The organism is Exiguobacterium aurantiacum, from assembly GCF_024362205.1.
GTDB classification, from domain to species: domain Bacteria; phylum Bacillota; class Bacilli; order Exiguobacteriales; family Exiguobacteriaceae; genus Exiguobacterium; species Exiguobacterium aurantiacum_B.
Genome location: NZ_CP101462.1, coordinates 2,131,685 through 2,155,581, shown reverse-complemented (window position 1 = coordinate 2,155,581; position 23,897 = coordinate 2,131,685). Strand labels below are relative to the sequence as shown.

Sequence of the window (23,897 nt, the reverse complement as noted above, 5' to 3'; positions counted from 1 at the left end):
TATTTTTTTGTTAACGGCCGCCACTTTGGGTCTTTGATGTCGTGCTAGTTCGGAGTCCGAACAAATTTGAGCGAGCCTCGATCGCATGCGCCAAAATGAATGTAGTTCTGTTGCGCTTGCCGGAGCGACACTGTATTGGCACCACCCTCATAATCTGGATCGCTGAACTGAACGCCGTCGTCTTCCCAGAAACAGATGCCGCAAATGTCATACGTGCCGGGTGGTTCTTCGTTAAGTGTTTGATAGCCGCAACAAGGGCATGTGTATGTCATCGAACATCACCTCACTTTTCAGTATAGCGCACGCCGCCTACAAAAAAACGGCCGACACGAAGTCGACCGCTTTCAGCTCACCACAACATGGACAATAGCGTCAAAATCGCCAATCCGCCTTGCGTGAGGATGATTTTTTTATTGCTCGTGATACTGCCGTACAACGCGACGAGCACGATATAGATGAGGAGCATCGTGACGATCTCGATTGACTGGCTGACGAACAGCCCGTACAGCAAGCCGACGCCGATCAATCCGTTATAGACACCTTGATTCTTGAACAGCACCGACACGGAATCACGCGCGAGCTCTTGTTCCGTCATGTTGAAGACACGGGCCGTCGTTTTTGAACGAGTGGCGAACGTCTCTAAATACAGGATGTAGAAGAACTCGAGTGCGACGAGCGTTCCGAGGACGAGGGTGAGTCCGGACATGTTAGTTGGCCGTCGCGACTTCCGTCACATGGAGCACCGGCTTCGCCGTCACGTAATTGCCTACGTTTTGGGCGAACGCGATGAGGTCCGGGTTTTGGTTGTGTTGCTCGACGGCCGCTTGGTCGGCCCAGTTCTCGATCATGACGAAGCGGTTCTCTGAAGTCGTCGATTGGAACAGCTCATAGCTCAAGCAACCGGCTTCTTGTTTCGACGAGTCGATGAGCTTGTTGATGTCCGCCAAGAAGTTTTCAAATTCCGTTTCTTTCACGTCGAAAATAGCGTTGATTAAGATCATGTGGGTGTCCTCCGATTATTTGAATGATGTGATTTTTTCAGCGTCGAGACGTACCGATTGGTAGCCTTCTTCTGCAGCTTTACCGACCGAGAGGATCATGACCGGCACGTAACGGTCTTTATCTAAACCGAACGCTTCCGCGAGTTGGTCTTTCTCGAAACCACCGATTGGGTTCGTGTCGTAACCGTGAGCACGGGCGACGAGCATGAATTGCATCGCAGCGAGACTCGAGTCGATTTTGACGATGTCGTTCATCTCTTGTGTCGACAAGTTCTTGTAGTACGGAAGGATGGCGCCGAGCTGTTGGTCGCGTACTTCTTGTGGCATTTTGCCTTCTGCGACAGCTTGGTCGTAGATCTCTTCACCGAGCTCGTAGCATTCCATATCGCCGAAGATGAGGACCATCGCAGCCGACGTGTCGTTTTGACGGACGTTGAAGCGGATGAGTGGCTTGAGCGTCTCTTTCGCCTCTGGGCTTTCGACGACGACGAAGCGCCACGGTTGCATGTTGACTGAAGAAGGAGCCGTTGTCGCTTCCTCGATCATTTGAAGCATTTCAAGTTGTGAGATTTTAACGTTCTCGTCGTAGACGCGGATCGATTTACGACCGAGCATCACGTCTGTGAATGTGTTATTTTCGAATGTAGTTGCCATGGATATTACCTCTTTCTCTCTTGTTATAGTTGGTTAAGCTTTTGCAGCAGACTAGACAGCTGATTGATTTCTGACTCGGACAGCACTTTCGTGATCAAGTGCTTGCCGCGGTCGTGGTCTTGTTCACAGCTCGTCAAGTCATGCTTGGCTTCGTCGGTCAAATGGACGAACACTTCACGATGGTTCGCAGTGTTCCGTTCCCGGCGGACGTAGCCTTTTTCTTCAAGGATCTTCAAATGGCGGGTGATGGCCGCATTGTCGATTTTCATCGCCTGCTGAATCTCGCTTTGCGAACAGACGCCCTTGTCATGCACGATCATGAGCATCTCGTAGCGGGTCAGGCTGAAGCCCGTCTCTTTCTCGAACGAGGTTGCGACGCGTTGGTCCGCCAGTTTGATTTGGTATAGCAGTCGGCTGATATCTCGTAATTCCATCTGTGGTGTCTCACCCCTCTCATTTGATAAGTCAATTGTTGACTAGTCAAATGTAAAACATTCACGCCGTGCTGTAAAGGAGAATGCTCACAAATAAACCATCCGCTCGTGCGAATGGTGATCAGTCTTCATATTCTGTTCCGTCAAACCGATACTCGGTGATGAACGTCGTCTCGTCGAAGCCATACAGGCGATCATGGCGATTCAAGTCGTCAATCGTCTGGAGCGAATCGAACGACGGATCGCCGGATTGAGACGTACGTGACACGTTCAAGTAGCGCTCGGTGAAGTCGTCATCTTCATTCGGTGTCCCATCGAACGAGAAATGAATCGACGTGACGTCGTCCTCGAGTAGGCGGATGATGTCGAGGACGCGTTGCTTCTGAGCGACGGTGTCGTTCCATGCTTCGTGCAACATGACAGAGACATCTAAAAACGTTTCTGGATTCAACTCGAAGACGGACGTCGGTTGTCGTCTGTTTACGTCTCGCATGCGGACGGCGTCCACAGGCACGTTCGCCCGGACCGTTTCTGTACGTGATAAGACGTTCGCCGTGACGAGCCGGTCGTGTAGCGTCGTCTCTGCCTCTTTCACCCAGTACGTCGGCATCACGTCGTCATGGATTGTACCGTCACCATACGTCCATGCGGAATACGTCCCGCGAAGCGGCTGCCTTTCGAGCTCGAACGTCGCCTTGTACCCAGTCAGTTTCCAGTCTTGTGACACGTCGACATCGACACGTTCCCCGTACGTGTCATCAATGTAGTCCGTATAACGTTCCGTCGCTTCGTTTCTTCCGAACATCGATCCGGCGACGAGCAAGCCGACGACCCCAATCAATAATCTTTTCTTCATTTTCGGTTCACCTCTCGTCCAATGTACCTGAAAAACACGACGCGCGTCTCAGTCCAAAGTCGTATTCAATTTATTCCCAATTCCCTGTAAACTGAAAGTGCCCTTTAAGAACTATTGTATTTACGTGTACTAATACATATAATACACTTATACCACGTACACAAGAGAGGGTGTGACCCATGTTATATAAAATTGATATGAAAAGCGCGGAACCTTTGTATGAACAAATCGTAAATCAGACGAAGGCGCTCGTCATCCGCGGGATTTTACGGCCAGGCGACAAGGTCATGTCCGTGCGAGAACTCGCGACCGACCTCGTCATCAATCCGAACACGGTCAGTAAGGCGTATCAGGAACTTGAGCGACTCGGCTTGCTCGAGATGCATCGCGGGAGAGGGACATTCGTCTCCAAGGACTGGATTGACCAGGACTCGCCGCGCGCACCGATTCTTGAGGCGATCAAGAAGCTCGCCATCGATTGCCATTACGCGAACATCGCGCTCACCGAAGCGCTGACGCTATTTGAGACAGAGTATAAGAAAGTAGGGGAGAACCATGCTGACAGTCCAGCAACTGAGTAAGACGATCGATCGACAGCGCGTCTTAGACGGCATCGACTTCACCGTCGGCGCCGGGGAAATCATCGCCCTCGTCGGACGGAACGGCGCCGGGAAAACGACGCTGCTCCGAACGATGGTCGGGATTATCCGACCAGACATGGGCGACGTCCGTTACGGTCCATCGAGTATTTTTGAGAAGTCAGAATTGAAACGTGACGTCATCTTCGTGCCAGATTCGGCCGACGCGCTCAAACATTATACAGTCAACGAGGCGGCCGCACTTTACGAATCGATTTACCCGACGTTCAACCGGTCAACCTTCAGAGAGACGCTCACTCGTTATAACATCGACAACAAGAAGATTCGTCAACTCTCGAAAGGACAGAAGGCGATGGTGACACTGTCACTCGCGTTCGCCGTCCAAGCGAAATACTATCTGCTCGATGAACCGACGGACGGACTCGACGTCGTCGCCAAGTCGGACGTCTTGAAACTGATGATCGCCCAAGTCGAGGCACGCAATTGTTCAATCATCGTCTCGAGCCACCAGTTGCACGAGCTCGAACGAATCGCCGACCGCATCATCATGATCGAGAAGGGGCGCGTCAAGGCGATTATGTCGCTCGAAGAGGCACGTGAGACGAGCGTCAAACTGCAAGTCGTCTTCAACGATCAAGTGCCGGTCGAACTGCTCGAACGGAAAGATATCGAAATCATCAACGTCACAGGGCGGGTCGCCTTGTTCATGGCGAAAGAACGGACGAAAGAACTTGATACGTTCGTCGATGCGCATGACCCGATGCTCGTCGAAGAGATTCCGATGTCGCTTGAAGACATCTTCCGGGTCCAATTAGGAGGTGAGGCAAGTGTCTTTTAAAGTGTTGTTAAAGAAAGACTGGAAACAAGTGTCGTTGTTATGGATGTTGCTCGTCTTCCTTGGGATTGTCGCCTACACGCTTCCAGTATGGACGCAGATGCAATCATTCGATGAACAAGTTCGAGAAATTCAAGCGAATCCCGAGGAGTTTGCCGAATGGTATGGCGACAATGTAACGAATCCGTCAGTTGAAGAGTTGTTCAGCCCGGAGTACAGCTACTTTATTGGTGACTTACAGACACTGATCCCGTATGGTGGCGTCATCTTCCTCTATATTATCTTTGGCTTCTTGATGGCATCCGTCTTGATTGGAAGTGAACGTAATAGCCAAATGTCTGACTTTGCGATGTCGCTCCCGTTCAACCGCAACCAGCTATACATATCGAAGTGGTTGATTGGGACGAGCGGGATCATCGTCTCGTCTCTCCTTGGCGGACCGCTCATGCTTTGGATCATCCATTCATCACGCTATTCGTTTTTGATGGAAGGACACGGATTGAAAGTCGCTGGGCTCGTCGGCTTCATGTTGTTGACCGGCATTGCCGTCTTCTCATTGGCGTTATGGATGGGGTCATTCGGCGGGGAGGCCGTCTCGCAAGTGCTCTGGTCGGTCGTCGCCTTATTGTTCCCAGTCGGCATCTTACTGTTGATTCAAGGGTCGATTTTCTCGGTCACGCAAAATACATCTGGTGTCTATGAACTGTTCGAACGGGCCATCGAAAGTGTATTCTTGCGAGTGATTTCACCGCTCGCGAACCTATTTAACGTCGATACGTTCAACATGTTCACGGACAACACGGTGTGGGAGAACTTTATGACGGTGGCGATGATTAGCGCCCTCAGCTTTATCGTCCTCTCGTTCGGACTCGGCTTATGGATGTTCAACCGGGCCCCACAAGAGAACAATGGCCGCTTCTTTATGTTCACGAACTGGCTTTGGCTCGTCCACGTGATCATGGTCGTCTGTTTCGCCATGCTCGGCGGAATCATTCTGGCCAACCTCTCGTACCCGACGAACAGCATCCTTTACGTTGTCGGCTTTGTCATTGGCGGTTTCCTCGCTCATTTACTTGCGAAACGCCTGCTCTATCGCTTGAACTTGAAACTAAAATCTTGATAGGAGGATTCTCATGAAACGGCTCAGTCTGCTCGTCGTCTTGCTCATCGTGCTCGCTGGATGCGGGGACACCGAACGATCGAACGCTTTCCAATACAAAGGGTCTTACGTCGGGGACAATAGCGCCGTCGCCGGCATCGCCCAGACGTTGCCGATGCACGACTGCTACAAGTCGATCGAGCTCCAGACGAAAAAACGTCCGTACGGCCTGACGATTCGGTACAGTGACCCTGAGATTGAACGGATCGAGCAGGAGCGGCTCGCGATTCGCAACGCGGCGACGTATTTCACGCTCGTCCAAAACACCGAGATTGTCCGCTTCGCTTTCCCGAACCGTACGTATTCGTTCTCGCGTCCAGAGATGGAGGCGTGGCTCGACATCGATTTCTCGACGATCAAGTGGGAAAAAGATTTGAATGATCATTTGGACGAGAAAATCAGCAACCAAGAGCAGACCGAAGCCTATTTCAAGAGAATCTGAACGTGTGCGGAAACTTACATCCGCACACGTTTTTTCGATATTTTCTGAAAATTATCGGGTAAAGGGTAGATGAAAGCGTTTTCTTGGCATTATAATAGAGTTAACTGAATGACTATTCATTCCAAGGAGGAAAAGCGATGAACAAACCGTGGTTGCAAGATTATCCAGCTGACATGCCAAAAACGATTGATTATGAGGTGAAGCCGCTCTATGAGGCGCTATCTCGTGCCGCTACCGATTACCCGGACCGGACCGCCGTCTCCTTTATCGGCAAAACGTTGACGTTCGCCGAAGTCGATGACGCGGCGAAACGGCTCGCGACGATGCTTCAATCGAAAGGATTGCAAAAAGGGGACCGCGTCAGTCTGATGCTCCCGAACTGTCCGCAATTCGTCATCTCGTTCTATGCGGTCCTTTATGCCGGTGGGACGGTCGTCCAGACGAATCCGCTCTATACCGAGCATGAGCTTGAAAACTTGATCACGGACTCCGGCGCGAGTATCATCATCACGCTCGACCTCCTCTATCCGAAATCGCTTCGCGTGAAACAGAAGACGGACGTCAAGACGATCATCACGACGAGCATCGCCGACTATCTGCCATTCCCGAAGAACAAGCTGTATCCGATCAAAGTGAAGCGCGAGAACAATATCGTCATCGATACGACGGGCTCGGTCGCGCTCAAAGACTATAAGAACTTCGGTCCGATCACACCAATCGAGGTCGACCCGAAAGAAGACGTCGCGGTCCTGCAGTATACGGGCGGGACGACGGGGCTGCCGAAAGGCGTCATGTTGACCCACTTCAACTTGACGGCGAACGTCGACCAAATTTCGAACTTCTTCTATAAATATAATCGCGGTGATGAGAAGCGTGTCTTGTGCGTCGTGCCGTTCTTCCACATTTATGGCATGTCGTGCTGTCTGAACTTCGGGATGGCGAACGGATACGAGCTCGTCCTCGTCCCGCGCTTTGATGTCACCGACGTCTTGAAGACGATCAACAAGAAGAAGCCGCACTTCTTCCCGGGCGCCCCGACGATGTATGTCGGAATCTTGAACGACCCGAAACTGAAGAAATATGACTTGTCGTCGATCGAGGCGTGTATCTCTGGATCGGCACCACTACCTGTCGAAGTGCAGGAACAGTTCGAGAGCATCACAGGCGGTCGCATCGTCGAAGGGTACGGTTTATCGGAGACGTCACCGGTCACGCACGCGAACTTCCTGTGGGATAAACGGATTGTCGGCTCGATTGGGGTGCCGTTGTCGGACACTTCTGCTAAAATTGTAAAGGCAGACGGAGAGACGGTGGCTGATATCGGCGAAATCGGGGAAATCATGCTTCACGGTCCGCAAGTCATGAAAGGGTACTGGCAGAAGCCGGAAGAGACGGCCGCTGTCTTGAAAGACGGATGGCTCGCGACCGGTGACCTCGGCTATATGGGCGAGGACGGGTTCTTCTATATCGTCGACCGGAAGAAGGATATGATCATCGCCGGGGGCTTCAACGTCTATCCGCGTGAGATCGAAGAAGTGCTCTATGAGCATACGGCCGTCAAGGAAGCGGTCTGTATCGGCGTCCCGGACCCGTATCGCGGTGAGACGGTCAAGGCGTTCATCGTGTTGCGCGACGGTGCCAGCGTGACGGAAGAAGAGCTCGACAAACACTGTCGCGAGAAGCTTGCGGCGTATAAAGTGCCGAAGCTGTACGAGTTCCGTGACGAGTTGCCGAAGACGTTCGTCGGTAAGATTTTACGTCGCGTCCTCGTCGATGAAGAGAAGGCGAAACAAGTGAAACAAAGCAGTTGACACAACCGTGTCACATGATAGAATAATAAATGAATGAACCATCATTCATTTTTATGCAGCGGTAAGGAGCTTGGGTGTTTATGACAAAGAATGGATCAAAAAGTGACCGCATTATCGATGCGGCAGTGAAAGTGATTGCGAATCATGGCTATCACGGTGCAAAGGTGACAGCCATCGCCAAAGAGGCGGGTGTCGCCGACGGGACGATTTACTTGTACTTCAAAAACAAGGAACATCTGTTGATCGAATTGTTCCAAACGAAGATGGGCTTGTTCATCGACTACTCGAAGCAACAAATCGAGCAGGAGACGACGGCCGGCGACAAACTGTATCAATTGATCGAGTCGCATCTCAAACAACTGTCGGCCGATTACGACCTCGCCGTCGTGACACAAATCGAGCTCCGACAGTCGAATTTGGCACTTCGTCAAAAAATTAGCGAAGTGTTGAAGCCGTACTTGAACTTGATTGACGCGGTCGTGCAGCACGGGGTCGACACCGGCGAGTTCGACCAAGAACTCGACTATCGTCTCGCCCGGCAGATGATTTTCGGTACGATCGATGAAGTGGTCACGAGCTGGATGGCGAGCGGCTTCAAATATGATTTGATGTCGACGCTACCGAAAGTACACCATATGTTAAAAAAAGGGCTTGCTTAACCGTAAGCCCTCTCGCTAGCTCAAAAAATGAACGCTGATTCATGAATGATGGTGCGAACAACTTATAAGGGGGAACTACGATGAATATTTTTGTATTGCTGAAGCGTACGTTCGATACAGAAGAAGCGATTCAGCTCGAGAATGGGGAAATTCAAGAAGACGGCGCTGAGTTCATCATCAACCCGTACGATGAGTATGCGGTCGAGGAGGCCATTCGCAAGCGTGACGATCTCGGGGGAGAAGTCACGGTCGTGACGGTCGGACCGGAAGACGCGGACAAAGAACTCCGTACGGCGCTCGCGATGGGTGCGGACAAAGCGGTCCGCATCTCGATCGAGGATGACGTCGAGGACGCCGACCATGTGACGATCTCGAAAGTGCTCGCCACATACTTGAAAGAACAAGCACCGGACCTCATCTTCGCCGGGAACGTCGCCATCGACGGCGGCAGCGGCCAAGTCGCACCACGTGTCGCGGAACTGTTGGACATGAACTACGTGACGACAATCACGAAGCTCGACATCGACGGAACGACGGCGACGGTCACACGTGACGTCGAAGGGGATACCGAAGTGATCGAAGTGGCGCTCCCGCTCCTCGTGACAGCGCAGCAAGGACTGAACGAACCGCGTTACCCGAGCCTGCCAGGCATCATGAAGGCGAAGAAGAAACCGCTCGAAGAACTCGAACTGTCGGACATCGACCTCGACGAAGATGAGATCGAAGCGAAGATTGAGACGATCGAACGGTTTATGCCGGAAGAGAAGAAAGCGGGACGCATCCTCGAAGGGGATACGTCGTCACAAGTGAGCGAACTCGTTCAATTACTTCGCACGGAAGCAAAAGTCATTTAAGGGGGACACATAGATGAAAGCTTTAGTACTCGCAGAAGCGCGTGAAGGCGCGTTACGGAACGTATCATTCGAAGCCATCGCCGCGGCGAAGCAATTGACGGACGATGTGACGGCGGTCGTCATCGGGGATGACGTCAAAGCACTCGCCAATGAACTCGGGGAATACGGCGCGGGCCGCGTCCTCGTCATCGAAGACGAGCGTCTCAAGCACTACACGCCGGACGGTTACGGGCAAGTGCTCCGCCAAGTCATCGACCAGGAGTCACCGGACATGATCGTGCTAGGTCATACGGCGCTCGGGAAAGATATCGCCCCGAAACTCGCGGCGCGTCTGGACGCCGGTCTCATCAGTGACGTCGTCTCGATCGAAGGATCTGGCAAAGACGCCGAGTTCGTTCGCCCGATCTATTCAGGGAAGGCGTTCGAGAAAGTGAAGTTCAAAGACTCGGTCATGTTCTTCACGATCCGCCCGAACAACATTGACGCACTCCCACGCACTGCCGGGGCGAGCGTAACGGTCGAGACACCTAGCGTGGAGCTGAAGGACCTCGCCATGATCGTCAAAGAAGTCGTCCGCAAGGCGACAGGGAAAGTCGATTTGACGGAAGCGAAAGTCATCGTCGCCGGTGGCCGTGGCGTCAAGAGCGAGGACGGCTTCAAGCCGCTCGAAGAGCTCGCGGAACTGCTCGGCGGGGCTGTCGGTGCTTCACGTGGAGCGTGTGACGCCGACTACTGTGATTATGCGCTCCAAATCGGACAGACCGGCAAAGTCGTCACGCCGGACCTGTATATCGCCTGCGGTATCTCAGGTGCGATTCAACACTTGGCCGGGATGAGCAACGCCAAAGTCATCGTCGCCATAAACAAAGATCCGGAAGCGAACATCTTCACCGTGGCCGACTACGGCATCGTCGGCGACTTGTTCGACGTCGTCCCACTGTTAACAGAAGAGTTCCGCAAACACCTCGTCAATAGCTGATATGCAGAACGTTTGGGGAAACGTACCCTCCGTGGTATACTCTGAACATGAAATGCATGAGAGTCCTTAATCGGCTCTCACATCTTACTGGGGAGGTATTTACCAAATGGCTATTAAACACGCAACGACTCAAACGTTCGAACAAGAAGTAAAAGAGGGCGTCGTCCTCGTCGATTTCTGGGCAGCTTGGTGTGGACCGTGCCGCATGATCGCACCGGTACTCGAAGAGCTTGACCAAGAGATGGGCGACCAAGTCCAAATCGTGAAACTCGACGTTGACGAGAACCCAGAAGTAGCGGGCGCTTTCCAAATCCAAAGTATCCCGACACTCATGATGTTCAAAGACGGACAACCTGTCTCGAAAACAATGGGCTTCCAACCAAAAGAAGCACTCAAAGAGTTCATCGCGACAGCACAATAATGCCCAAAACAGCCGATCGGGTCTCCCGTCGGTTGTTTTTTTATATCCTTTCCTAAATCGAATCATGAGATTTTTTTTACATTTTCCGACGTGTTCTTTCATATTTAACAGTTTCAAAACGATTGAGAAGTGTGAAGAAACAGGGAAGTTTTATTCATGGCTAAGAACGGAAAAGTTGCGTTATACTCAGGTAGAGACGTGATGTAGTCAGATGAACCTACTTTTAGGATCACTCTGCTACATCACTTGTACGACTCTGTTCGAAGGAGGAATTTTCTTGTCGGTGTTACATCTCGCAATTTTATTGCCGCTTCTTGCGGCACCGTTTATCCCGTTTCTGTTTCGGGCAGTGAAACGAATACATACGGGCTGGTTTGTGTTGGTCGTCCCAGCACTTTTGTTCGCGTATTTTTTCCGTTTTATCGGCATCACGAGTGACGGAGGGGTCGTAACCGAAACGGTACGATGGATGCCTTCGCTCGGCATCAACTTCACGGCGTATGTTGACGGGCTTGGTCTTTTATTTGCACTCCTCATCACGGGGATTGGGGCGCTTGTCGTCTTGTATTCAATTTATTACTTGAATAAAGACAAAGAGTCACTCGGCCATTTTTACGTGTACTTGCTCCTCTTCATGGGAGCGATGCTCGGGGTCGTTCTGTCCGACAATATGGTCGTCATGTACATGTTCTGGGAATTGACATCAATTTCGTCTTTCCTCCTGATCGGCTACTGGTATGAAAAAGAGCGCTCCCGTTACGGGGCGCAAAAGTCGATGCTCATCACCGTGTTTGGTGGTTTATCGATGCTTGGAGGGATTGTCCTACTCGAGTCGATGGTCGGTTCGTTCAGTATTCGGGATATGATTGCGAACCAAACGGTGATCGTTGATAGTCCGTTCTTTATCCCCGCGATGATTCTCATCTTGCTTGGGGCGTTCACGAAATCGGCGCAGTTCCCATTCCACATCTGGTTACCGGATGCGATGGAAGCACCGACGCCGGTTAGTGCTTATCTGCACTCGGCGACGATGGTCAAGGCGGGGCTCTATTTGGTCGCACGGATGAGTCCGGTGTTCCAAGAGTCTTCGCTTTGGCTTTGGATTATCGTGTCGTTCGGGACATTCACGTTATTCTGGGGCTCGTTCAATGCGGTCAAACAGACCGATTTGAAAGGGATTCTCGCCTATTCGACCGTCAGTCAGCTTGGTCTCATCATGTCGCTACTCGGTCTCGGTGCCGCGGCGCTTCATTATGACGGCATGGATGACAATATCTTTATGGTCGCGACGATTGCGGCGATTTTCCACTTGATCAACCACGCGACGTTCAAAGGTTCGCTCTTCATGATGGTAGGGATTGTCGACCATGAGACCGGTACGCGTGACATTCGTAAACTCGGTGGCCTGATGACCGTCATGCCAATCACGTTCACGATTGCTGTCATCGGTTCATTGTCGATGGCTGGTCTGCCGCCATTCAACGGCTTCCTCAGTAAAGAGATGTTCTTGAAGGCGACGACGAAAGTGTTCTCAATGGACTTCTTCGCGCTCGACACAATCGGGTTACTCATCCCGGTCGTCGCGTTCATCGCGAGTGTGTTCACGTTCATTTATAGTTTGATCATTTTCACACGGACGTTCATGGGCAAAGCGCAGTTCGATAAGTTGCCTAAACAGCCCCACGAGGCACCGATCGGGATGCTCATCCCACCGGCAATCCTTGCCATCCTCGTCGTCGTGCTCGGTTTCGTACCGAACGTGTTGTCGAACACGCTCATCCGTCCGGCGGTCGAATCGATCTATCCGACGCTCGTCGAAGGCGGACAAGCGGTCGAAGTCGATTTGTACTTCTGGCATGGGGTCACTCCTGAGCTCTTGATGACGATTGGAATCGTTGCCCTTGGGACGCTCATGTTCTTTACCCTCAACAAGTGGATGGGGATTTACAACCGTGTTCCATACCGTTTGACGCTAAATGGGATGTATGACGGATCACTCGTCTGGTCGAATAAGGCGGCGTACCGTTTTAAAGACAACTACATGACGGGCTTCATCCGCTCGTATTTGATTTATATCTTTGTCTTCATGTCGGGCATGTTATTGTTCTCGATGTGGTGGTACGACCTGTTCAACTTCTCGTTCAGCGAGATGGCTGAGATCGCACCGTATGAATACGTACTCGGTGCAGTGGTTGTGTTGAGCGCGTTCGCGATTCTTTTCATGCGTTCACGTCTCCCGGCCATCATTCTGCTCGGTGTCGTCGGCTACAGCGTCGCGCTCTTCTTCGTCTTTTTCGAGGCGCCGGATCTCGCGCTCACGCAGCTCGTCATCGAGACGGTATCGGTCGCACTGTTCCTGCTCGTTTTCTATCACATGCCGGAAATCAGCAAAAAAGAGGCGCGGATGCGCTTTAAAGTTGGTAACGCCATCGTGTCTGTCCTTGTCGGCGTCACGGTCATGATGCTTAGTTTCATGACATTGTCGAACAAGTCGCTCAGCTCGATCTCGGAATACTATAAAGAAAACGTCTATGATTTGGCAGCCGGGAAGAACATGGTCAACGTCGTCCTTGTCGACTTCCGTGGCTTTGATACGTTGTTCGAGATTATCGTCCTCGCGGTCGCAGGTCTTGGGATTTATACGATGATCAAATTTAGAACGACGGTACAACGTACGAAAGGAGAAGGTGAACATGGACATGAAGCCAAAAAGTAATAAGCGCGTCAATGACGTCATTTTACAGACGGCCGCGGTGATCATCTTCTTCATCATCATTATCTTTTCGATTCACTTGTTCTTCTCGGGACACTATTCTCCAGGAGGAGGGTTTATCGGGGGCTTGATGACGGCCGCTGCACTCGTGTTGTTGTTGCTGGCCTTTGACTCGAAGACACTGGCGACAGTATTGCCGTTTGACTACCGTCGTTTGACGGCGCTCGGGGCGCTCATTGCGATATTGACGGCGATGCACTCGGTTTTCTTGGACTTGCCGTTCTTCACGCACGCCTATGATAAATTTAACTTGCCGTTACTTGGCGAGGAGACGCTCCATACGGCGATTGCGTTTGACCTTGGCGTCTACTTCGTCGTCATCGGTGTCACGATGACAATCATTCAAACGATTGGAGAGAGTGAATAATGGAAATCTTCGTTAGCATCATTATCGGTGCCTTGACGATGTGTGCAGTCTATATGATTCTCTCAAAGAGTTTGTTACGCATCATCATCGGCACGTCACTGCTCAGTCACGCCGCCCACTTGCTCGTCTTGACGATGGCAGGGTTGAAGACAGGCGCCGCACCTGTTCTTGTCGACGGGGTGACCGACTATACCGACCCGTTACCGCAGGCGCTTGTCTTGACGGCGATCGTCATCAGTTTCGGGGTGACCGCATTCTTCTTGGTTCTCGCTTACCGCGCCTACCAAGAGCTGAATACGGATAATATGGAGGAAATGAAAGGAACGGAATCGAATGATTAACTTACCTGTGTTTCCGATTGTCATCCCGGCGCTTGCGGCGATCATCATGATGTTCCTGCCAAAGAACGTGCGTCTGCAGCGTAGCCTGGCACTTGGATCAATTTTTGTTACATTAATCGTGTCACTCTTCTTGGTGCACACGGTCTCAAACGAGGGGATTTTGACCCTCAACCTCGGGAACTGGCCGGCGCCGTTCTCGATTACGCTCGTCTCAGATATGTTGTCGGCACTGCTCGTCACGACATCTACGCTACTGACATTCTTTATCGTCTGGTTCGCTGTCCATTACTTCTCGGCAGCGTATGAAGAGAACTACTTGTACGTGGCGATGCTGTTCTTGCTCGTTGGGGTCAACGGTGCGTTCACGACCGGGGATATTTTCAACTTGTTCGTCTTCTTCGAAGTGTTCTTAGTTTCGTCATACGTATTGATCGTCCTTGGCGGAAAAGGTGTCCAGTTACGTGAGTCGATTAAATACTTGCTCGTCAACGTCATTGCCTCGGCGCTGTTCGTCATGGCGGTCGCTTATCTCTATGGTGCCGTCGGAACGCTCAGCTTGGCGGACCTGGCGCAAAAGATACCACTCGTCGACAATCCGAACGTCATCTCGGTCATCGGGGTTATGTTCATCATCGTCTTTGGTTTGAAGGGCGCGCTTGTGCCGCTCCATTACTGGTTACCGGGATCGTACGTTGTCGCACCGACACCGATTCTCGCGTTGTTCGGGGCACTCCTGACCAAAGTCGGGGTTTACTCGATTCTTCGGACGTATACGCTCCTCTTCGATGTGAATGGCACATTCTTGCAGACGTTCTTGATCGTCCTTGCTGTGTTGACGATTGTCACGGGGATGGTTGGGGCAATCGCCTACAATGACGTGAAACTTATCATCATCTATAACATCATGATTGCCGTCGGGGTCATCTTGTACGGAATCGCGATCAATACACAGACGTCGCTTGAAGGGGCGCTCTATTATTTGATTCACGATATGATGATCAAAGCCGTCCTGTTCATGCTGGTCGGAATGATGATTGGCATCACCCGTGCAGGTCAACTGAGGGATATGGGTGGATTGATCACTCGTTTCCCGCTCTTTGGTTGGGCGTTCTTCATTGCGGCACTTTCACTCGCTGGAATTCCGCCACTAAGTGGATTCTTTGGAAAGTTGCTCATTATTCAAGGTGGGGTCGGGGAAGGCGATTTGTTCGGACCGATTCTCGTCCTCATTTCGAGCCTGTTCGTTTTATTCTCCGTCATCAAGATTTTCTTGAACGGATTCTGGGGAGAAGAGCGCAAGCCGTATGATGGCCCACTCATCCCGTACACGAACCGCTTGCTCGTCCCGGTTTGCTTATTGTTGATTGTGGCGGTCGCATATGGATTCGGTGCTGAATTGATGCATCCGTATATTACCCAGGCAATCGAACCGCTCGTGCAACCCGAACTTTATATCGATGCCGTATTAAAGGAGTGACAACGAGATGGCCTATCAAATATTAATCAACTTTTTCTTGGCGTTCATCTGGATGTTCCTCACGGGATCGTTCACGACGTACGGTTTTCTGATCGGGTATTTGCTCGGTTTACTCGTCATCTTCATGATGCGACGCTTCTTCCGGGAATCCGGAAATAACTTTTATTTCACGCGCGTGATTAAGCTTTTCAAATTATTGCTCGTCTTCTCGCGCGAACTCGTCATGGCGAACTTCGAGGTGTTGCGCCTCGTCCTTAGCCCGAAACTCGAGATTCAACCGGGAATTTTCCGATATGAAACGACACTTACATCGGGCTGGAAGATTAGCTTGTTATCGATGCTCATCTCGCTGACACCTGGTACACTCGTCGTCCAAGTGTCACAAGATAATAAGATCCTCTATATTCATGCGCTCCATATGCCGAATAAAGAGGCGCTCAAACAAGACATTTATGATAACTTCGAAACTGGGATTAAGGAGGCGACGGACTGATGCATTGGTTAGACATTTTAATCTACATCTCACTCGCCATCCTCGTTATCGCGATGTTGTTCATGCTGTACCGAGTCGTCAAAGGGCCGACGACGCCAGACCGCGTCATCGCTCTCGACTCGATCGGGATTGCTCTCATCTCAGTCGTTGCGCTATTGTCGATTTTACTCGACACGACGATGTTCTTTGAGGTCATCCTCTTGCTCAGTATCCTTGCTTTTATCGGGACAGTGGCGTTCTCGAAATATCTAGAGAGAGGAGCCATCATCCATCATGACCGCGACAATGATCTTTGATATACTAACCGGCGTTTTCACGGTGATTGGAGTATTCTTCACGGTCGTTGCGGCGATTGGTCTCATCCGTCTGCCTGACATCTATTCGCGTACACACGCGGCATCGAAGTCGGCGACGCTCGGGGTCATGTTCGTCTTATTCGCGGCCGTGCTCCACGTATGGGTCGACCAACGTGTTTTCGATGCGCGTCTCTTACTCGGGTTGTTCTTCGTTCTCTTGACGGCACCCGTCGGCGGACATTTGATTGCCCGGGCGGCACACACGAAAGGGGTCCCGCTTTGGAAAGACTCGCTTCAGGATGCGCTGAAAGAAGATAAGGATAAAGGATTGGAATGACAAAAAGACTCGCCGCGGCGAGTCTTTTTTGCTTGTGAAAATGATAGGAGGGCTAGCTTTCATTTTTTAGTTAGCCTGGGAACCATACACCAAATAGCGGTCGATTTTCTAAATCAAATAGCTGAGGTCGGACGCGGACGTCGGATAGGCGAACTCCAAGTGTTTGACGTGTTGATGGGTGATATTGTTTTGTATAATGAACGAGAACAAGTTGATCAATTCCGGCGCGTGTTGTCCGATCAAGTGGGCGCCGAGCACGTGCCCGTCCTTGCTGAGTAAGATACGGGAGAAGGCCGTCGTGTCGTTGATGCGCTCATACGTCAAGAAATGGGACAAGTCGTTGTCTTTACACTCGTAGTCGATGTCCCGTGCTTTCGCCTCATCGACCGTGAGCCCGACCTTGGCGATCGGGGGTGTCGTGAAGACGACGGTCGGGGCAGGGCGCTCGGGCAACGGACGGGTGTTGTTTCGCAGTAGATTGAGAGCGGCGATGCGCCCTTCCTGGCCGGCGAACGGGGTAAGGGCCGGATTGCGGCTCTTGGCGACGTCTCCGGCGGCATAGACATTCGGGTTCGTCGTCTGCAAGTACTCATTGACGAGGACACCGCCGTGGTCGGACTCGATGCCGCCCGCATCCAGGCGGAGTCGTTCGATGCTCGGAATCCGCCCGGTGGCGTTAAGCACGAGCCCTACAAGGGTAGAGTCATCTGATAACGTCAGCACGTCCCCGTCGATCCGGACCGGCTCAATCCCGTAGCGGACATCGATCCCGATTCGAATCGTCTCATCGACGAGCCGTTTGACGACTTTTCGGTCGAAGGCCTTGAGCGCCCGCGACCGGATGAGGAGGGTCACCTCACACCCGAAACGGCGGAGGATATGGGCGAACTCGAAGGCGATATAGCCGGCCCCGATGATGCTGACGTGTTTCGGTAAGTCTTCGAGTTCGAAGACGTCGTCGCTCGTGATGGCCGCGTCATCACCCGGAATATCGAGCGGCCGTGGGATGAGGCCTGACGCGATCAAAAACTGATGCGCCGAGATCTCATGCCCCTCGATGACAATCGAATCCTCGTCGATGAAATGGGGTTCCCCCTCGAACAAGTCGATGTCGTGCTCTTTCCAATGATGCATTTTCGTCGTCGGGACGGCGAAACGATACTCGTCGATGCGCCGTTTAAAGGCGTGCCAATCGAGCGAGAGCTCACCGTGAACGCCGAGCGGTTTCATCCGTTCCGCACGGGCGATGAGCTCTGCTCCTTCCGCGAGCATCTTTTTCGGGTCACATCCACGCTGCGGGCACGTCCCGCCGAACGTCCAGTTCTCGACGATGGCAATTTGTTTACCGGCGTCGCATAATACGTTAGCGGCTTGGCTCGCGGCCGAACCGCTGCCGATGATGATGACATCGTACCGTTTCATAACTAAACCCTCCCTCTGAGACTTCATCAATTTTTTCCCGTCTGGAAGGAACCTAAACTGAGGTGATTGAATTTGAGTCATTCTGACCACATTAAACATAAATTGGCGCTCCTCCCGGACGAGCCTGGCTGTTACTTGCATAAGAACGAGTACGGCGAGATCATCTATGTCGGGAAAGCGAAAAATCTGAAGAACCGGGTCCGGTCTTATTTCACCGGGGCGCATGACATCAAGACGATGCGGCTCGTCGCCGAGATTCGCGACTTCGAATATATCGTCACGGCGAGCGAGCTCGAGGCACTCCTGCTTGAGATGACGCTCATCAAAAAGCATGACCCGAAATACAACATCCGTCTCAAAGACGACAAGTCATACCCGTACATCAAAATCACGAACGAACCGTACCCGAGACTGCTCACGACGCGGAAGCTGAAGCGGGACGGCGGCTTCTATTTCGGCCCGTATCCGAACGCCTACGCCGCCAACGAGACGAAGCGGTTGCTCGATAAACTGTACCCGCTCCGGAAGTGCCAACCGATGCCGCGCAAACTCTGTCTGTATTACCACATCGGGCAGTGCCTCGGACCGTGCGAGCTCGCCATCGACACGGACGAGCAAAAAGAGATCGTCCAAGAGATTCGTCGCTTCCTGAACGGGGAGACGAGTGAGACGCTCGCCAAGCTCCAAGTGGACATGGGACGAGCGGCCGAAGACATGCAGTTCGAACGTGCTGCTGAGCTCCGTGACCAAATCCGGGCCGTCGAGTCAATCATGAACAAACAGAACATGATCACGGCCGATCCGACGGCGCGCGACGTCTTCGGCTATACGCTCGACCGAGGCTGGATGTGCGTCCAAGTGTTCTATATGCGGGGCGGCAAGATGATCGAGCGCGACGTGTCGCTGTTCCCTCTCCACGGCGAACCGTCCGAGGAGCTCGAGAGTTTCATCGTCCAATTCTACGAGCAGAACGTGTTGCCGAAGGAAGTGCTCGTCCCTGAGATCGTCCGGATCGATTTGTTGAACGAGGCGATCGGGACGAAAGTGATGCAACCGAAACGTGGGGCGAAGCGGCAACTGCTCGATTTGGCGACGAAAAACGCCAGCATCGCCTTGAACGAGAAGTTCGAGTTGCTAGCCCGTGACGAAGAGCGGACGCTTCTCGCCATGCGTGAGCTCGGCGAGGCGATCGGCATCCCGAACTTGTCGCGCGTCGACATCATCGATAACGCCAACATCCAAGGGGCGGACGCCGTCTCGGCACTCGTCGTCTTCGAGGATGGGAAGCCGCTCAAGAAGGAATACCGGAAATACAAGATTCGGACCGTCCAAGGGCCTGACGACTATGAGACGATGCGTGAAGTCGTCCGGCGTCGGTTCCGTCGCCTGTTGACGGAAGAGAAGCGTCTGCCGGACCTGCTGTTGATTGATGGCGGGATCGGGCAATTGAACGCCGCCCTCGACGTCCTCCAGAACGAGTTCGGGCTCGACTTGCCTGTCGGCTCATTGAAAAAAGATGACCGTCACCGGACGAGCCAACTGTTGTTCGGGGAAGGCGGCAGCGTCATCGAACTGAACTCGCGCTCGAGCGCGTTCTATTTGCTCCAACGTATGCAAGACGAGGTCCACCGGTTCGCCATCACGTTCCACCGTAGTTTGCGAACGAAGAAGATGACGAAGTCGGTGCTTGACGACATCCCGGGCGTCGGACCAAAGCGGCGTCAACAGTTGATCCGCCATTTCGGGTCGATGAAACAGATTCGACTCGCCTCGCTCGAACAGCTGAAAGAAGCGGGACTGCCCGAGAAGCTGGCCGAGACCGTTATCCAATACGTCCATGAGGAGACGGACGAATGAGTCGCGGTGCATCCTCCGAGATGCCTGCCATCATCCGTCCGGTCGTCGAGGCGTTCATCGAGCGGGTCGACGGTGTGATCCCATCGCTTGAGCACCTCTATTTGCATGGGTCGGCCGCGATGGGAGGGTTTCATCCGGACCATAGCGACCTTGATTTTCTGATTGTCACGAGTCGTCCGCTAACGCCTGAAACAAAGGTGGGCCTGACACGTCTCTGTCTTGAGTCATCGAACGAGCCCTATCCGATTGAGTTGAGTGTCCTCACAGTGGGTGACCTGACAGCTTGGAGGCACCCGAGTCCATTTGATTTTCACTACAGCGAGGGTTGGCGTTCGCGTTTCGAGTCGGCGCTTAAAGCGGGGGAAATAGCGACCATACAAGCCGGGATGACCGATCCTGACTTGGCCGCCCATATAAAAATTACTAGCGAGCGAGGCATCGTGCTCTACGGTCGTCTGCTCAAGGACGTAATCGTCGGCTTCAATGAAACAGACTATCGAGATGCCATCCTGTTTGACGCGCGAGATTGTCTCGAGTCAATCCACGATACGCCGATGGATAGTGTGCTCAATTTGACGCGCGTCCTGGCGTATTGTTTCGACGACCTGGTTTTATCGAAACAGGAGGCGTTTGAGTGGTCAAAAGCGAAAGGCTTCTCAAAAGATGTGTTGCCGACGATCGAAAAAGCGGCAGCGGGTTACGCGGGAAATGATGTGAGCTTCAAAGAGGATGAATTAGATGTCTTCCGAGACTTCGCCCGGACCAATCTTCAACACATATAAGAAAGAGCCGATGCGGTCGCATCGGCTCTTCGTCATTCGTACGTATCTTTCCGGTCTAGTTGGACAGTGATTTGGACGGACTGGCGCGCCACGTCGGCGTAACCTTCGGCGACGCATTGGAAACGACCGGCAATCTGTTCGGCTAAGAAACCAGCCTCGAGCTGGTGATAGCCGGTAGCTTTTTCTTGGGTCGCGGGAGGGGGGATAAGTTCGTACACGAACTTATTTCCTTTTTCTTTCAACAACGTCAATTCTCCCCAGCCGGCTTCGGCAAAAAAGGCGCTCAGTTCGTTGTCCGGCATGACCGGGAACCTGCGGGCGACCCGTTTACCTGACCAATAGATGACTTGGCCGTAGTCGTCCCCGAGCAAATCCGTCAACACATAATCGCGAAGCAGTTCAAGCGCGAAAGTGGGTTGGCTCATCGTTTCCATCTTCTTCCATCACTCCATTCTCTCTATACCATTATAACGACGAATCGCCTTTTGGTCACCGGGTATTTTGCAAAAGAATGTGGTACAAATCGGTCGGGTTGTCTTGTCATACAAATTTCACAAGAGTAGAATAGGAGACAGAAAGCTATATTTACATTTGAAAACGCTTTTATTTACAAAACGAGCCAAGGGCTCGTACAAAGGGGGAACTAGAATGGCAGCGCGTCGTGACTATTTCAGTCGTAAAGTCCATTCGCTACTTGGGGTCATCCCAATCGGCCTGTTTTTGATCGTTCACTTGTCGGTCAACTACTATATCGTCGATGGGGTGGAGTCGTTCAACAAGGCAGCAAAATTTATGGAGAGCTTACCGTACTTATACTTCCTTGAAGTGACGGTCATCGCTTTGCCGATGATTTTCCACGGGGTGTATGGCGTGTATTACGCGTTCCTCGGTTCGATTAACACGAACCGTTACTCGTACGCCCGCAACTGGATGTATATGATCCAACGCTTCACGGGCGTCTTCCTCGTCATCTTCATCGCATGGCACGTTTGGGAAACGCGCTTGGCGAAGTTGCGTGGCGTCGAAGTGAACGCGGAGATGATGCAAAACATCGTCGATAATCCGCTCATGCTCATCTTCTACATAGTCGGGATTCTCTCGGCTACGTTCCACTTCGCGAACGGTCTCTGGTCGTTTGCCATCACGTGGGGGATCACACAGTCGCCTCGTTCACAGCGCTTCATGAGCTACGTCTCAGGCGTCGTCTTCTTGGCACTATCTTTTGTCGGCATCCGTTCTATCTTGACGTTCGCGGGCATCTTGTAATTAGGGGGAAAAGTTCATGGCAAATCAAAGTTTGATCGTCATCGGTGGCGGTCTGGCTGGACTCATGGCGACAATCAAGTCGGCTGAGATGGGTGTTCCGGTAAAACTATTCTCGCTTGTACCGGTCAAGCGTTCACATTCAGTTTGTGCACAAGGCGGCATCAACGGAGCCGTCAACACGAAAGGCGAAGGGGATTCTACTTGGCAACACTTCGATGACACGGTGTACGGCGGGGACTTCCTTGCCAACCAACTGCCAGTCCAGAAGATGGCGGAAGCGGCACCTAAAATCATCCACATGTTCGACCGGATGGGTGTCATGTTCAACCGGACTCCGGAAGGTCTGCTCGACTTCCGCCGCTTCGGGGGCACGCTCTATCATCGGACGGCTTACGCCGGTGCGACGACGGGGCAACAGCTCTTATACGCGCTAGACGAGCAGGTCCGTCGCTTCGAGGCGCAAGGTCTCGTCGAGAAATATGAAGGCTGGGAATTCCTCCGGGCCATCATCGACGAAGCAGGCGTCTGCCGTGGTGCGGTCTGTCAGGATTTACGCTCGATGGAAATTAAAGCGTTCCCATCGGATGCGGTCATCCTTGCGACAGGCGGCCCAGGTGTCATCTTCGGTAAATCGACGAACTCGGTTATCAATACCGGCCAAGCGGCTGGAGCGGTATACCGTCAAGGTGCGGTCTACGCGAACGGCGAGTTCATCCAAATCCACCCGACGGCAATCCCAGGGGACGACAAGCTTCGCCTCATGAGTGAGTCGGCACGCGGTGAAGGCGGACGCGTTTGGACGTATAAAGACGGTAAGCCATGGTACTTCCTTGAAGAGAAGTATCCGGACTACGGAAACCTCGTGCCGCGTGACATCGCGACACGTGAGATTTTCGACGTCTGCGTCAACCAAAAGCTCGGCGTCAACGGCGAGAACATGGTGTACCTCGATCTTTCGCATAAAGATTCGAAAGAACTCGACATCAAGCTCGGCGGCATTCTTGAAATCTACGAGAAGTTTGTCGGCGACGATCCACGAAAAGTCCCGATGAAGATCTTCCCGGCGGTCCACTATTCGATGGGCGGACTATGGGTCGACTACGATCAGATGACGAACATCCCAGGCTTGTTCGCAGCTGGTGAATGCGATTACTCGATGCACGGTGCGAACCGTCTCGGGGCCAACTCGCTCCTCTCGGCCGTATACGGCGGGATGGAAGCCGGTCCGGCAGCCGTTCACTATATGCGCGGTCTCGACCAGGCGACGGAGAGCGTGCCAGAAGCGCTCTTCAACTTCAACGAACGTGAAGAAATCGAGCGGTTCAACGACATCCTCGCGATGGACGGTACGGAAAACGCGTATCAAATCCACCGCGAGCTCGGCGAACTCATGACCGACAACGTCACGGTCGTTCGTTACAACGACAAGCTCGAGGCGACGGACCTCAAACTCCGTGAGCTTCGTGAACGCTTTAATAACATCTCCGCGACCGACACGGCTCGCTGGAGCAACCAAGGGGCATCGTTCATCCGACAACTCGACCACATGCTCGACCTCGCGCGCGTCATCACGCTTGGCGCTTTGAAACGCGACGAGAGCCGTGGCGCTCATTACAAACCGGACTTCCCGGAACGTGATGACGACAAGTTCATGAAGACGACGATGGCACGCTACAACGCAGGGGAAGTCGATATCTCGTATGAAGAGATCGACGTTTCGTTAATCCCGCCACGCAAACGGGATTACTCGAAGAAAGGGGCGAAGACGAAATGACGACGCCG

The 23,897-nt window shown here is 52.5% G+C and carries 28 protein-coding genes; 20 read left to right on the top strand and 8 right to left on the bottom strand.

The window, feature by feature from the left end:
- Positions 1-44: 44 nt before the first annotated feature.
- From NMQ00_RS11185 to NMQ00_RS11160, 6 genes are all read right to left on the bottom strand, one after another.
- The gene (locus tag NMQ00_RS11185) at positions 45-272 is read right to left on the bottom strand and encodes a CPCC family cysteine-rich protein (RefSeq protein WP_255176744.1); all 228 of its coding nucleotides are present in this window, start codon (positions 270-272) and stop codon (positions 45-47) included.
- 77 nt (positions 273-349) lie between these two features.
- A complete protein-coding gene (locus tag NMQ00_RS11180) occupies positions 350-706 on the bottom strand; it encodes a DUF1304 domain-containing protein (RefSeq protein WP_214836960.1) in 357 nt (118 codons plus the stop codon).
- A 1-nt stretch (position 707) separates the two neighbouring features.
- A complete protein-coding gene (locus NMQ00_RS11175) occupies positions 708-1,001 on the bottom strand; it encodes a putative quinol monooxygenase (protein ID WP_214752481.1) in 294 nt (97 codons plus the stop codon).
- 15 nt (positions 1,002-1,016) lie between these two features.
- Positions 1,017-1,655 carry a nitroreductase family protein gene (locus tag NMQ00_RS11170; RefSeq protein WP_058763170.1) on the bottom strand — a complete coding sequence of 213 codons (639 nt, stop codon included), beginning with the start codon at positions 1,653-1,655 and terminating at the stop codon, positions 1,017-1,019.
- 23 nt (positions 1,656-1,678) lie between these two features.
- Positions 1,679-2,089, bottom strand: coding sequence for a MarR family winged helix-turn-helix transcriptional regulator (locus tag NMQ00_RS11165; RefSeq protein WP_034776750.1), 411 nt, complete (start codon positions 2,087-2,089; stop codon positions 1,679-1,681).
- Positions 2,090-2,210: 121 nt separating this feature from the next.
- The gene (locus NMQ00_RS11160; protein WP_255176743.1) at positions 2,211-2,945 is read right to left on the bottom strand and encodes a hypothetical protein; all 735 of its coding nucleotides are present in this window, start codon (positions 2,943-2,945) and stop codon (positions 2,211-2,213) included.
- A gap of 179 nt (positions 2,946-3,124) precedes the next feature.
- On the opposite strand from NMQ00_RS11160, the gene NMQ00_RS11155 reads away from it, so the two are divergent.
- From NMQ00_RS11155 to mnhG, 16 genes are all read left to right on the top strand, one after another.
- Positions 3,125-3,526, top strand: coding sequence for a GntR family transcriptional regulator (locus tag NMQ00_RS11155; RefSeq protein WP_255176742.1), 402 nt, complete (start codon positions 3,125-3,127; stop codon positions 3,524-3,526).
- The gene (locus NMQ00_RS11150; RefSeq protein WP_255176741.1) at positions 3,501-4,382 is read left to right on the top strand and encodes an ABC transporter ATP-binding protein; all 882 of its coding nucleotides are present in this window, start codon (positions 3,501-3,503) and stop codon (positions 4,380-4,382) included. The genes NMQ00_RS11155 and NMQ00_RS11150 overlap by 26 nt, the downstream gene beginning before the upstream one ends.
- On the top strand, positions 4,372-5,499 hold the full coding sequence (locus tag NMQ00_RS11145) for an ABC transporter permease subunit (protein ID WP_255176740.1): 1,128 nt from the start codon (positions 4,372-4,374) through the stop codon (positions 5,497-5,499). The genes NMQ00_RS11150 and NMQ00_RS11145 overlap by 11 nt, the downstream gene beginning before the upstream one ends.
- A 13-nt stretch (positions 5,500-5,512) precedes the next feature.
- The gene (locus NMQ00_RS11140) at positions 5,513-5,980 is read left to right on the top strand and encodes a DUF4825 domain-containing protein (RefSeq protein ID WP_255176739.1); all 468 of its coding nucleotides are present in this window, start codon (positions 5,513-5,515) and stop codon (positions 5,978-5,980) included.
- Positions 5,981-6,117: 137 nt separating this feature from the next.
- Complete coding sequence (locus tag NMQ00_RS11135; protein WP_255176738.1) at positions 6,118-7,791, top strand: AMP-binding protein; 1,674 nt, start codon at positions 6,118-6,120, stop codon at positions 7,789-7,791.
- A gap of 80 nt (positions 7,792-7,871) precedes the next feature.
- Positions 7,872-8,450, top strand: coding sequence for a fatty acid metabolism transcriptional regulator FadR (locus tag NMQ00_RS11130; RefSeq protein WP_255176737.1), 579 nt, complete (start codon positions 7,872-7,874; stop codon positions 8,448-8,450).
- Positions 8,451-8,530: 80 nt separating this feature from the next.
- On the top strand, positions 8,531-9,304 hold the full coding sequence (locus NMQ00_RS11125; protein ID WP_255176736.1) for an electron transfer flavoprotein subunit beta/FixA family protein: 774 nt from the start codon (positions 8,531-8,533) through the stop codon (positions 9,302-9,304).
- Positions 9,305-9,317: 13 nt separating this feature from the next.
- Positions 9,318-10,283, top strand: coding sequence for an electron transfer flavoprotein subunit alpha/FixB family protein (locus NMQ00_RS11120; protein ID WP_255176735.1), 966 nt, complete (start codon positions 9,318-9,320; stop codon positions 10,281-10,283).
- A 106-nt stretch (positions 10,284-10,389) separates the two neighbouring features.
- A complete protein-coding gene (gene trxA, locus NMQ00_RS11115; protein ID WP_021066822.1) occupies positions 10,390-10,704 on the top strand; it encodes a thioredoxin in 315 nt (104 codons plus the stop codon).
- 277 nt (positions 10,705-10,981) lie between these two features.
- Positions 10,982-13,420, top strand: coding sequence for a Na+/H+ antiporter subunit A (locus NMQ00_RS11110; RefSeq protein WP_255176734.1), 2,439 nt, complete (start codon positions 10,982-10,984; stop codon positions 13,418-13,420).
- Positions 13,404-13,844 (top strand): Na(+)/H(+) antiporter subunit B, encoded by a 441-nt coding sequence (locus tag NMQ00_RS11105; RefSeq protein WP_255176733.1) that lies wholly within the window; start codon positions 13,404-13,406, stop codon positions 13,842-13,844. The genes NMQ00_RS11110 and NMQ00_RS11105 overlap by 17 nt, the downstream gene beginning before the upstream one ends.
- On the top strand, positions 13,844-14,185 hold the full coding sequence (locus NMQ00_RS11100; RefSeq protein WP_255176732.1) for a Na(+)/H(+) antiporter subunit C: 342 nt from the start codon (positions 13,844-13,846) through the stop codon (positions 14,183-14,185). The genes NMQ00_RS11105 and NMQ00_RS11100 overlap by 1 nt, the downstream gene beginning before the upstream one ends.
- Positions 14,178-15,662: a Na+/H+ antiporter subunit D gene (locus NMQ00_RS11095; protein WP_255176731.1), complete on the top strand. Its 1,485-nt coding sequence runs from the start codon at positions 14,178-14,180 to the stop codon at positions 15,660-15,662. Before NMQ00_RS11100 ends, NMQ00_RS11095 begins: the two co-directional genes overlap by 8 nt.
- A gap of 7 nt (positions 15,663-15,669) precedes the next feature.
- Positions 15,670-16,155 carry a Na+/H+ antiporter subunit E gene (locus NMQ00_RS11090; protein WP_255176730.1) on the top strand — a complete coding sequence of 162 codons (486 nt, stop codon included), beginning with the start codon at positions 15,670-15,672 and terminating at the stop codon, positions 16,153-16,155.
- The gene (locus NMQ00_RS11085) at positions 16,155-16,451 is read left to right on the top strand and encodes a Na(+)/H(+) antiporter subunit F1 (RefSeq protein WP_034809884.1); all 297 of its coding nucleotides are present in this window, start codon (positions 16,155-16,157) and stop codon (positions 16,449-16,451) included. The genes NMQ00_RS11090 and NMQ00_RS11085 overlap by 1 nt, the downstream gene beginning before the upstream one ends.
- Positions 16,429-16,788, top strand: a complete 360-nt coding sequence (gene mnhG / locus NMQ00_RS11080; RefSeq protein ID WP_255176729.1) for a monovalent cation/H(+) antiporter subunit G — start codon at positions 16,429-16,431, stop codon at positions 16,786-16,788. Before NMQ00_RS11085 ends, mnhG begins: the two co-directional genes overlap by 23 nt.
- Before the next feature lie 108 nt (positions 16,789-16,896).
- Here the strand turns inward: mnhG and NMQ00_RS11075 are convergent, their stop codons facing one another.
- Complete coding sequence (locus NMQ00_RS11075) at positions 16,897-18,210, bottom strand: dihydrolipoyl dehydrogenase family protein (protein WP_255176728.1); 1,314 nt, start codon at positions 18,208-18,210, stop codon at positions 16,897-16,899.
- A 72-nt stretch (positions 18,211-18,282) separates the two neighbouring features.
- Between NMQ00_RS11075 and uvrC the strand changes: the two genes are divergently transcribed.
- Both uvrC and NMQ00_RS11065 read left to right on the top strand, forming a co-directional pair.
- Positions 18,283-20,067 carry an excinuclease ABC subunit UvrC gene (uvrC, locus tag NMQ00_RS11070; RefSeq protein WP_255176727.1) on the top strand — a complete coding sequence of 595 codons (1,785 nt, stop codon included), beginning with the start codon at positions 18,283-18,285 and terminating at the stop codon, positions 20,065-20,067.
- Positions 20,064-20,849: an aminoglycoside adenylyltransferase domain-containing protein gene (locus tag NMQ00_RS11065; protein WP_255176726.1), complete on the top strand. Its 786-nt coding sequence runs from the start codon at positions 20,064-20,066 to the stop codon at positions 20,847-20,849. The genes uvrC and NMQ00_RS11065 overlap by 4 nt, the downstream gene beginning before the upstream one ends.
- Before the next feature lie 32 nt (positions 20,850-20,881).
- Here the strand turns inward: NMQ00_RS11065 and NMQ00_RS11060 are convergent, their stop codons facing one another.
- Positions 20,882-21,274 carry a YslB family protein gene (locus NMQ00_RS11060; RefSeq protein ID WP_255176725.1) on the bottom strand — a complete coding sequence of 131 codons (393 nt, stop codon included), beginning with the start codon at positions 21,272-21,274 and terminating at the stop codon, positions 20,882-20,884.
- A gap of 223 nt (positions 21,275-21,497) precedes the next feature.
- On the opposite strand from NMQ00_RS11060, the gene NMQ00_RS11055 reads away from it, so the two are divergent.
- Positions 21,498-22,115, top strand: a complete 618-nt coding sequence (locus NMQ00_RS11055; RefSeq protein WP_215190307.1) for a succinate dehydrogenase cytochrome b558 subunit — start codon at positions 21,498-21,500, stop codon at positions 22,113-22,115.
- A 16-nt stretch (positions 22,116-22,131) separates the two neighbouring features.
- On the top strand, positions 22,132-23,889 hold the full coding sequence (gene sdhA / locus NMQ00_RS11050; RefSeq protein WP_214752503.1) for a succinate dehydrogenase flavoprotein subunit: 1,758 nt from the start codon (positions 22,132-22,134) through the stop codon (positions 23,887-23,889).
- Positions 23,890-23,897: the final 8 nt, after the last annotated feature.

Excerpts from the sequence above, each read along its gene's own strand:
- NMQ00_RS11185 (WP_255176744.1), bottom strand. The coding sequence starts at position 272 with ATGACATACACATGCCCTTGTTGCGGCTATCAAACACTTAACGAAGAA.
- NMQ00_RS11180 (WP_214836960.1), bottom strand. The coding sequence starts at position 706 with ATGTCCGGACTCACCCTCGTCCTCGGAACGCTCGTCGCACTCGAGTTC.
- NMQ00_RS11175 (WP_214752481.1), bottom strand. The coding sequence starts at position 1,001 with ATGATCTTAATCAACGCTATTTTCGACGTGAAAGAAACGGAATTTGAA.
- NMQ00_RS11170 (WP_058763170.1), bottom strand. The coding sequence starts at position 1,655 with ATGGCAACTACATTCGAAAATAACACATTCACAGACGTGATGCTCGGT.
- NMQ00_RS11165 (WP_034776750.1), bottom strand. The coding sequence starts at position 2,089 with ATGGAATTACGAGATATCAGCCGACTGCTATACCAAATCAAACTGGCG.
- NMQ00_RS11160 (WP_255176743.1), bottom strand. The coding sequence starts at position 2,945 with ATGAAGAAAAGATTATTGATTGGGGTCGTCGGCTTGCTCGTCGCCGGA.
- NMQ00_RS11155 (WP_255176742.1), top strand. The coding sequence starts at position 3,125 with ATGTTATATAAAATTGATATGAAAAGCGCGGAACCTTTGTATGAACAA.
- NMQ00_RS11150 (WP_255176741.1), top strand. The coding sequence starts at position 3,501 with ATGCTGACAGTCCAGCAACTGAGTAAGACGATCGATCGACAGCGCGTC.
- NMQ00_RS11140 (WP_255176739.1), top strand. The coding sequence starts at position 5,513 with ATGAAACGGCTCAGTCTGCTCGTCGTCTTGCTCATCGTGCTCGCTGGA.
- NMQ00_RS11135 (WP_255176738.1), top strand. The coding sequence starts at position 6,118 with ATGAACAAACCGTGGTTGCAAGATTATCCAGCTGACATGCCAAAAACG.
- NMQ00_RS11130 (WP_255176737.1), top strand. The coding sequence starts at position 7,872 with ATGACAAAGAATGGATCAAAAAGTGACCGCATTATCGATGCGGCAGTG.
- NMQ00_RS11125 (WP_255176736.1), top strand. The coding sequence starts at position 8,531 with ATGAATATTTTTGTATTGCTGAAGCGTACGTTCGATACAGAAGAAGCG.
- NMQ00_RS11120 (WP_255176735.1), top strand. The coding sequence starts at position 9,318 with ATGAAAGCTTTAGTACTCGCAGAAGCGCGTGAAGGCGCGTTACGGAAC.
- trxA (WP_021066822.1), top strand. The coding sequence starts at position 10,390 with ATGGCTATTAAACACGCAACGACTCAAACGTTCGAACAAGAAGTAAAA.
- NMQ00_RS11105 (WP_255176733.1), top strand. The coding sequence starts at position 13,404 with ATGAAGCCAAAAAGTAATAAGCGCGTCAATGACGTCATTTTACAGACG.
- NMQ00_RS11100 (WP_255176732.1), top strand. The coding sequence starts at position 13,844 with ATGGAAATCTTCGTTAGCATCATTATCGGTGCCTTGACGATGTGTGCA.
- NMQ00_RS11095 (WP_255176731.1), top strand. The coding sequence starts at position 14,178 with ATGATTAACTTACCTGTGTTTCCGATTGTCATCCCGGCGCTTGCGGCG.
- NMQ00_RS11090 (WP_255176730.1), top strand. The coding sequence starts at position 15,670 with ATGGCCTATCAAATATTAATCAACTTTTTCTTGGCGTTCATCTGGATG.
- NMQ00_RS11085 (WP_034809884.1), top strand. The coding sequence starts at position 16,155 with ATGCATTGGTTAGACATTTTAATCTACATCTCACTCGCCATCCTCGTT.
- mnhG (WP_255176729.1), top strand. The coding sequence starts at position 16,429 with ATGACCGCGACAATGATCTTTGATATACTAACCGGCGTTTTCACGGTG.
- NMQ00_RS11075 (WP_255176728.1), bottom strand. The coding sequence starts at position 18,210 with ATGAAACGGTACGATGTCATCATCATCGGCAGCGGTTCGGCCGCGAGC.
- NMQ00_RS11065 (WP_255176726.1), top strand. The coding sequence starts at position 20,064 with ATGAGTCGCGGTGCATCCTCCGAGATGCCTGCCATCATCCGTCCGGTC.
- NMQ00_RS11060 (WP_255176725.1), bottom strand. The coding sequence starts at position 21,274 with ATGAGCCAACCCACTTTCGCGCTTGAACTGCTTCGCGATTATGTGTTG.
- NMQ00_RS11055 (WP_215190307.1), top strand. The coding sequence starts at position 21,498 with ATGGCAGCGCGTCGTGACTATTTCAGTCGTAAAGTCCATTCGCTACTT.
- sdhA (WP_214752503.1), top strand. The coding sequence starts at position 22,132 with ATGGCAAATCAAAGTTTGATCGTCATCGGTGGCGGTCTGGCTGGACTC.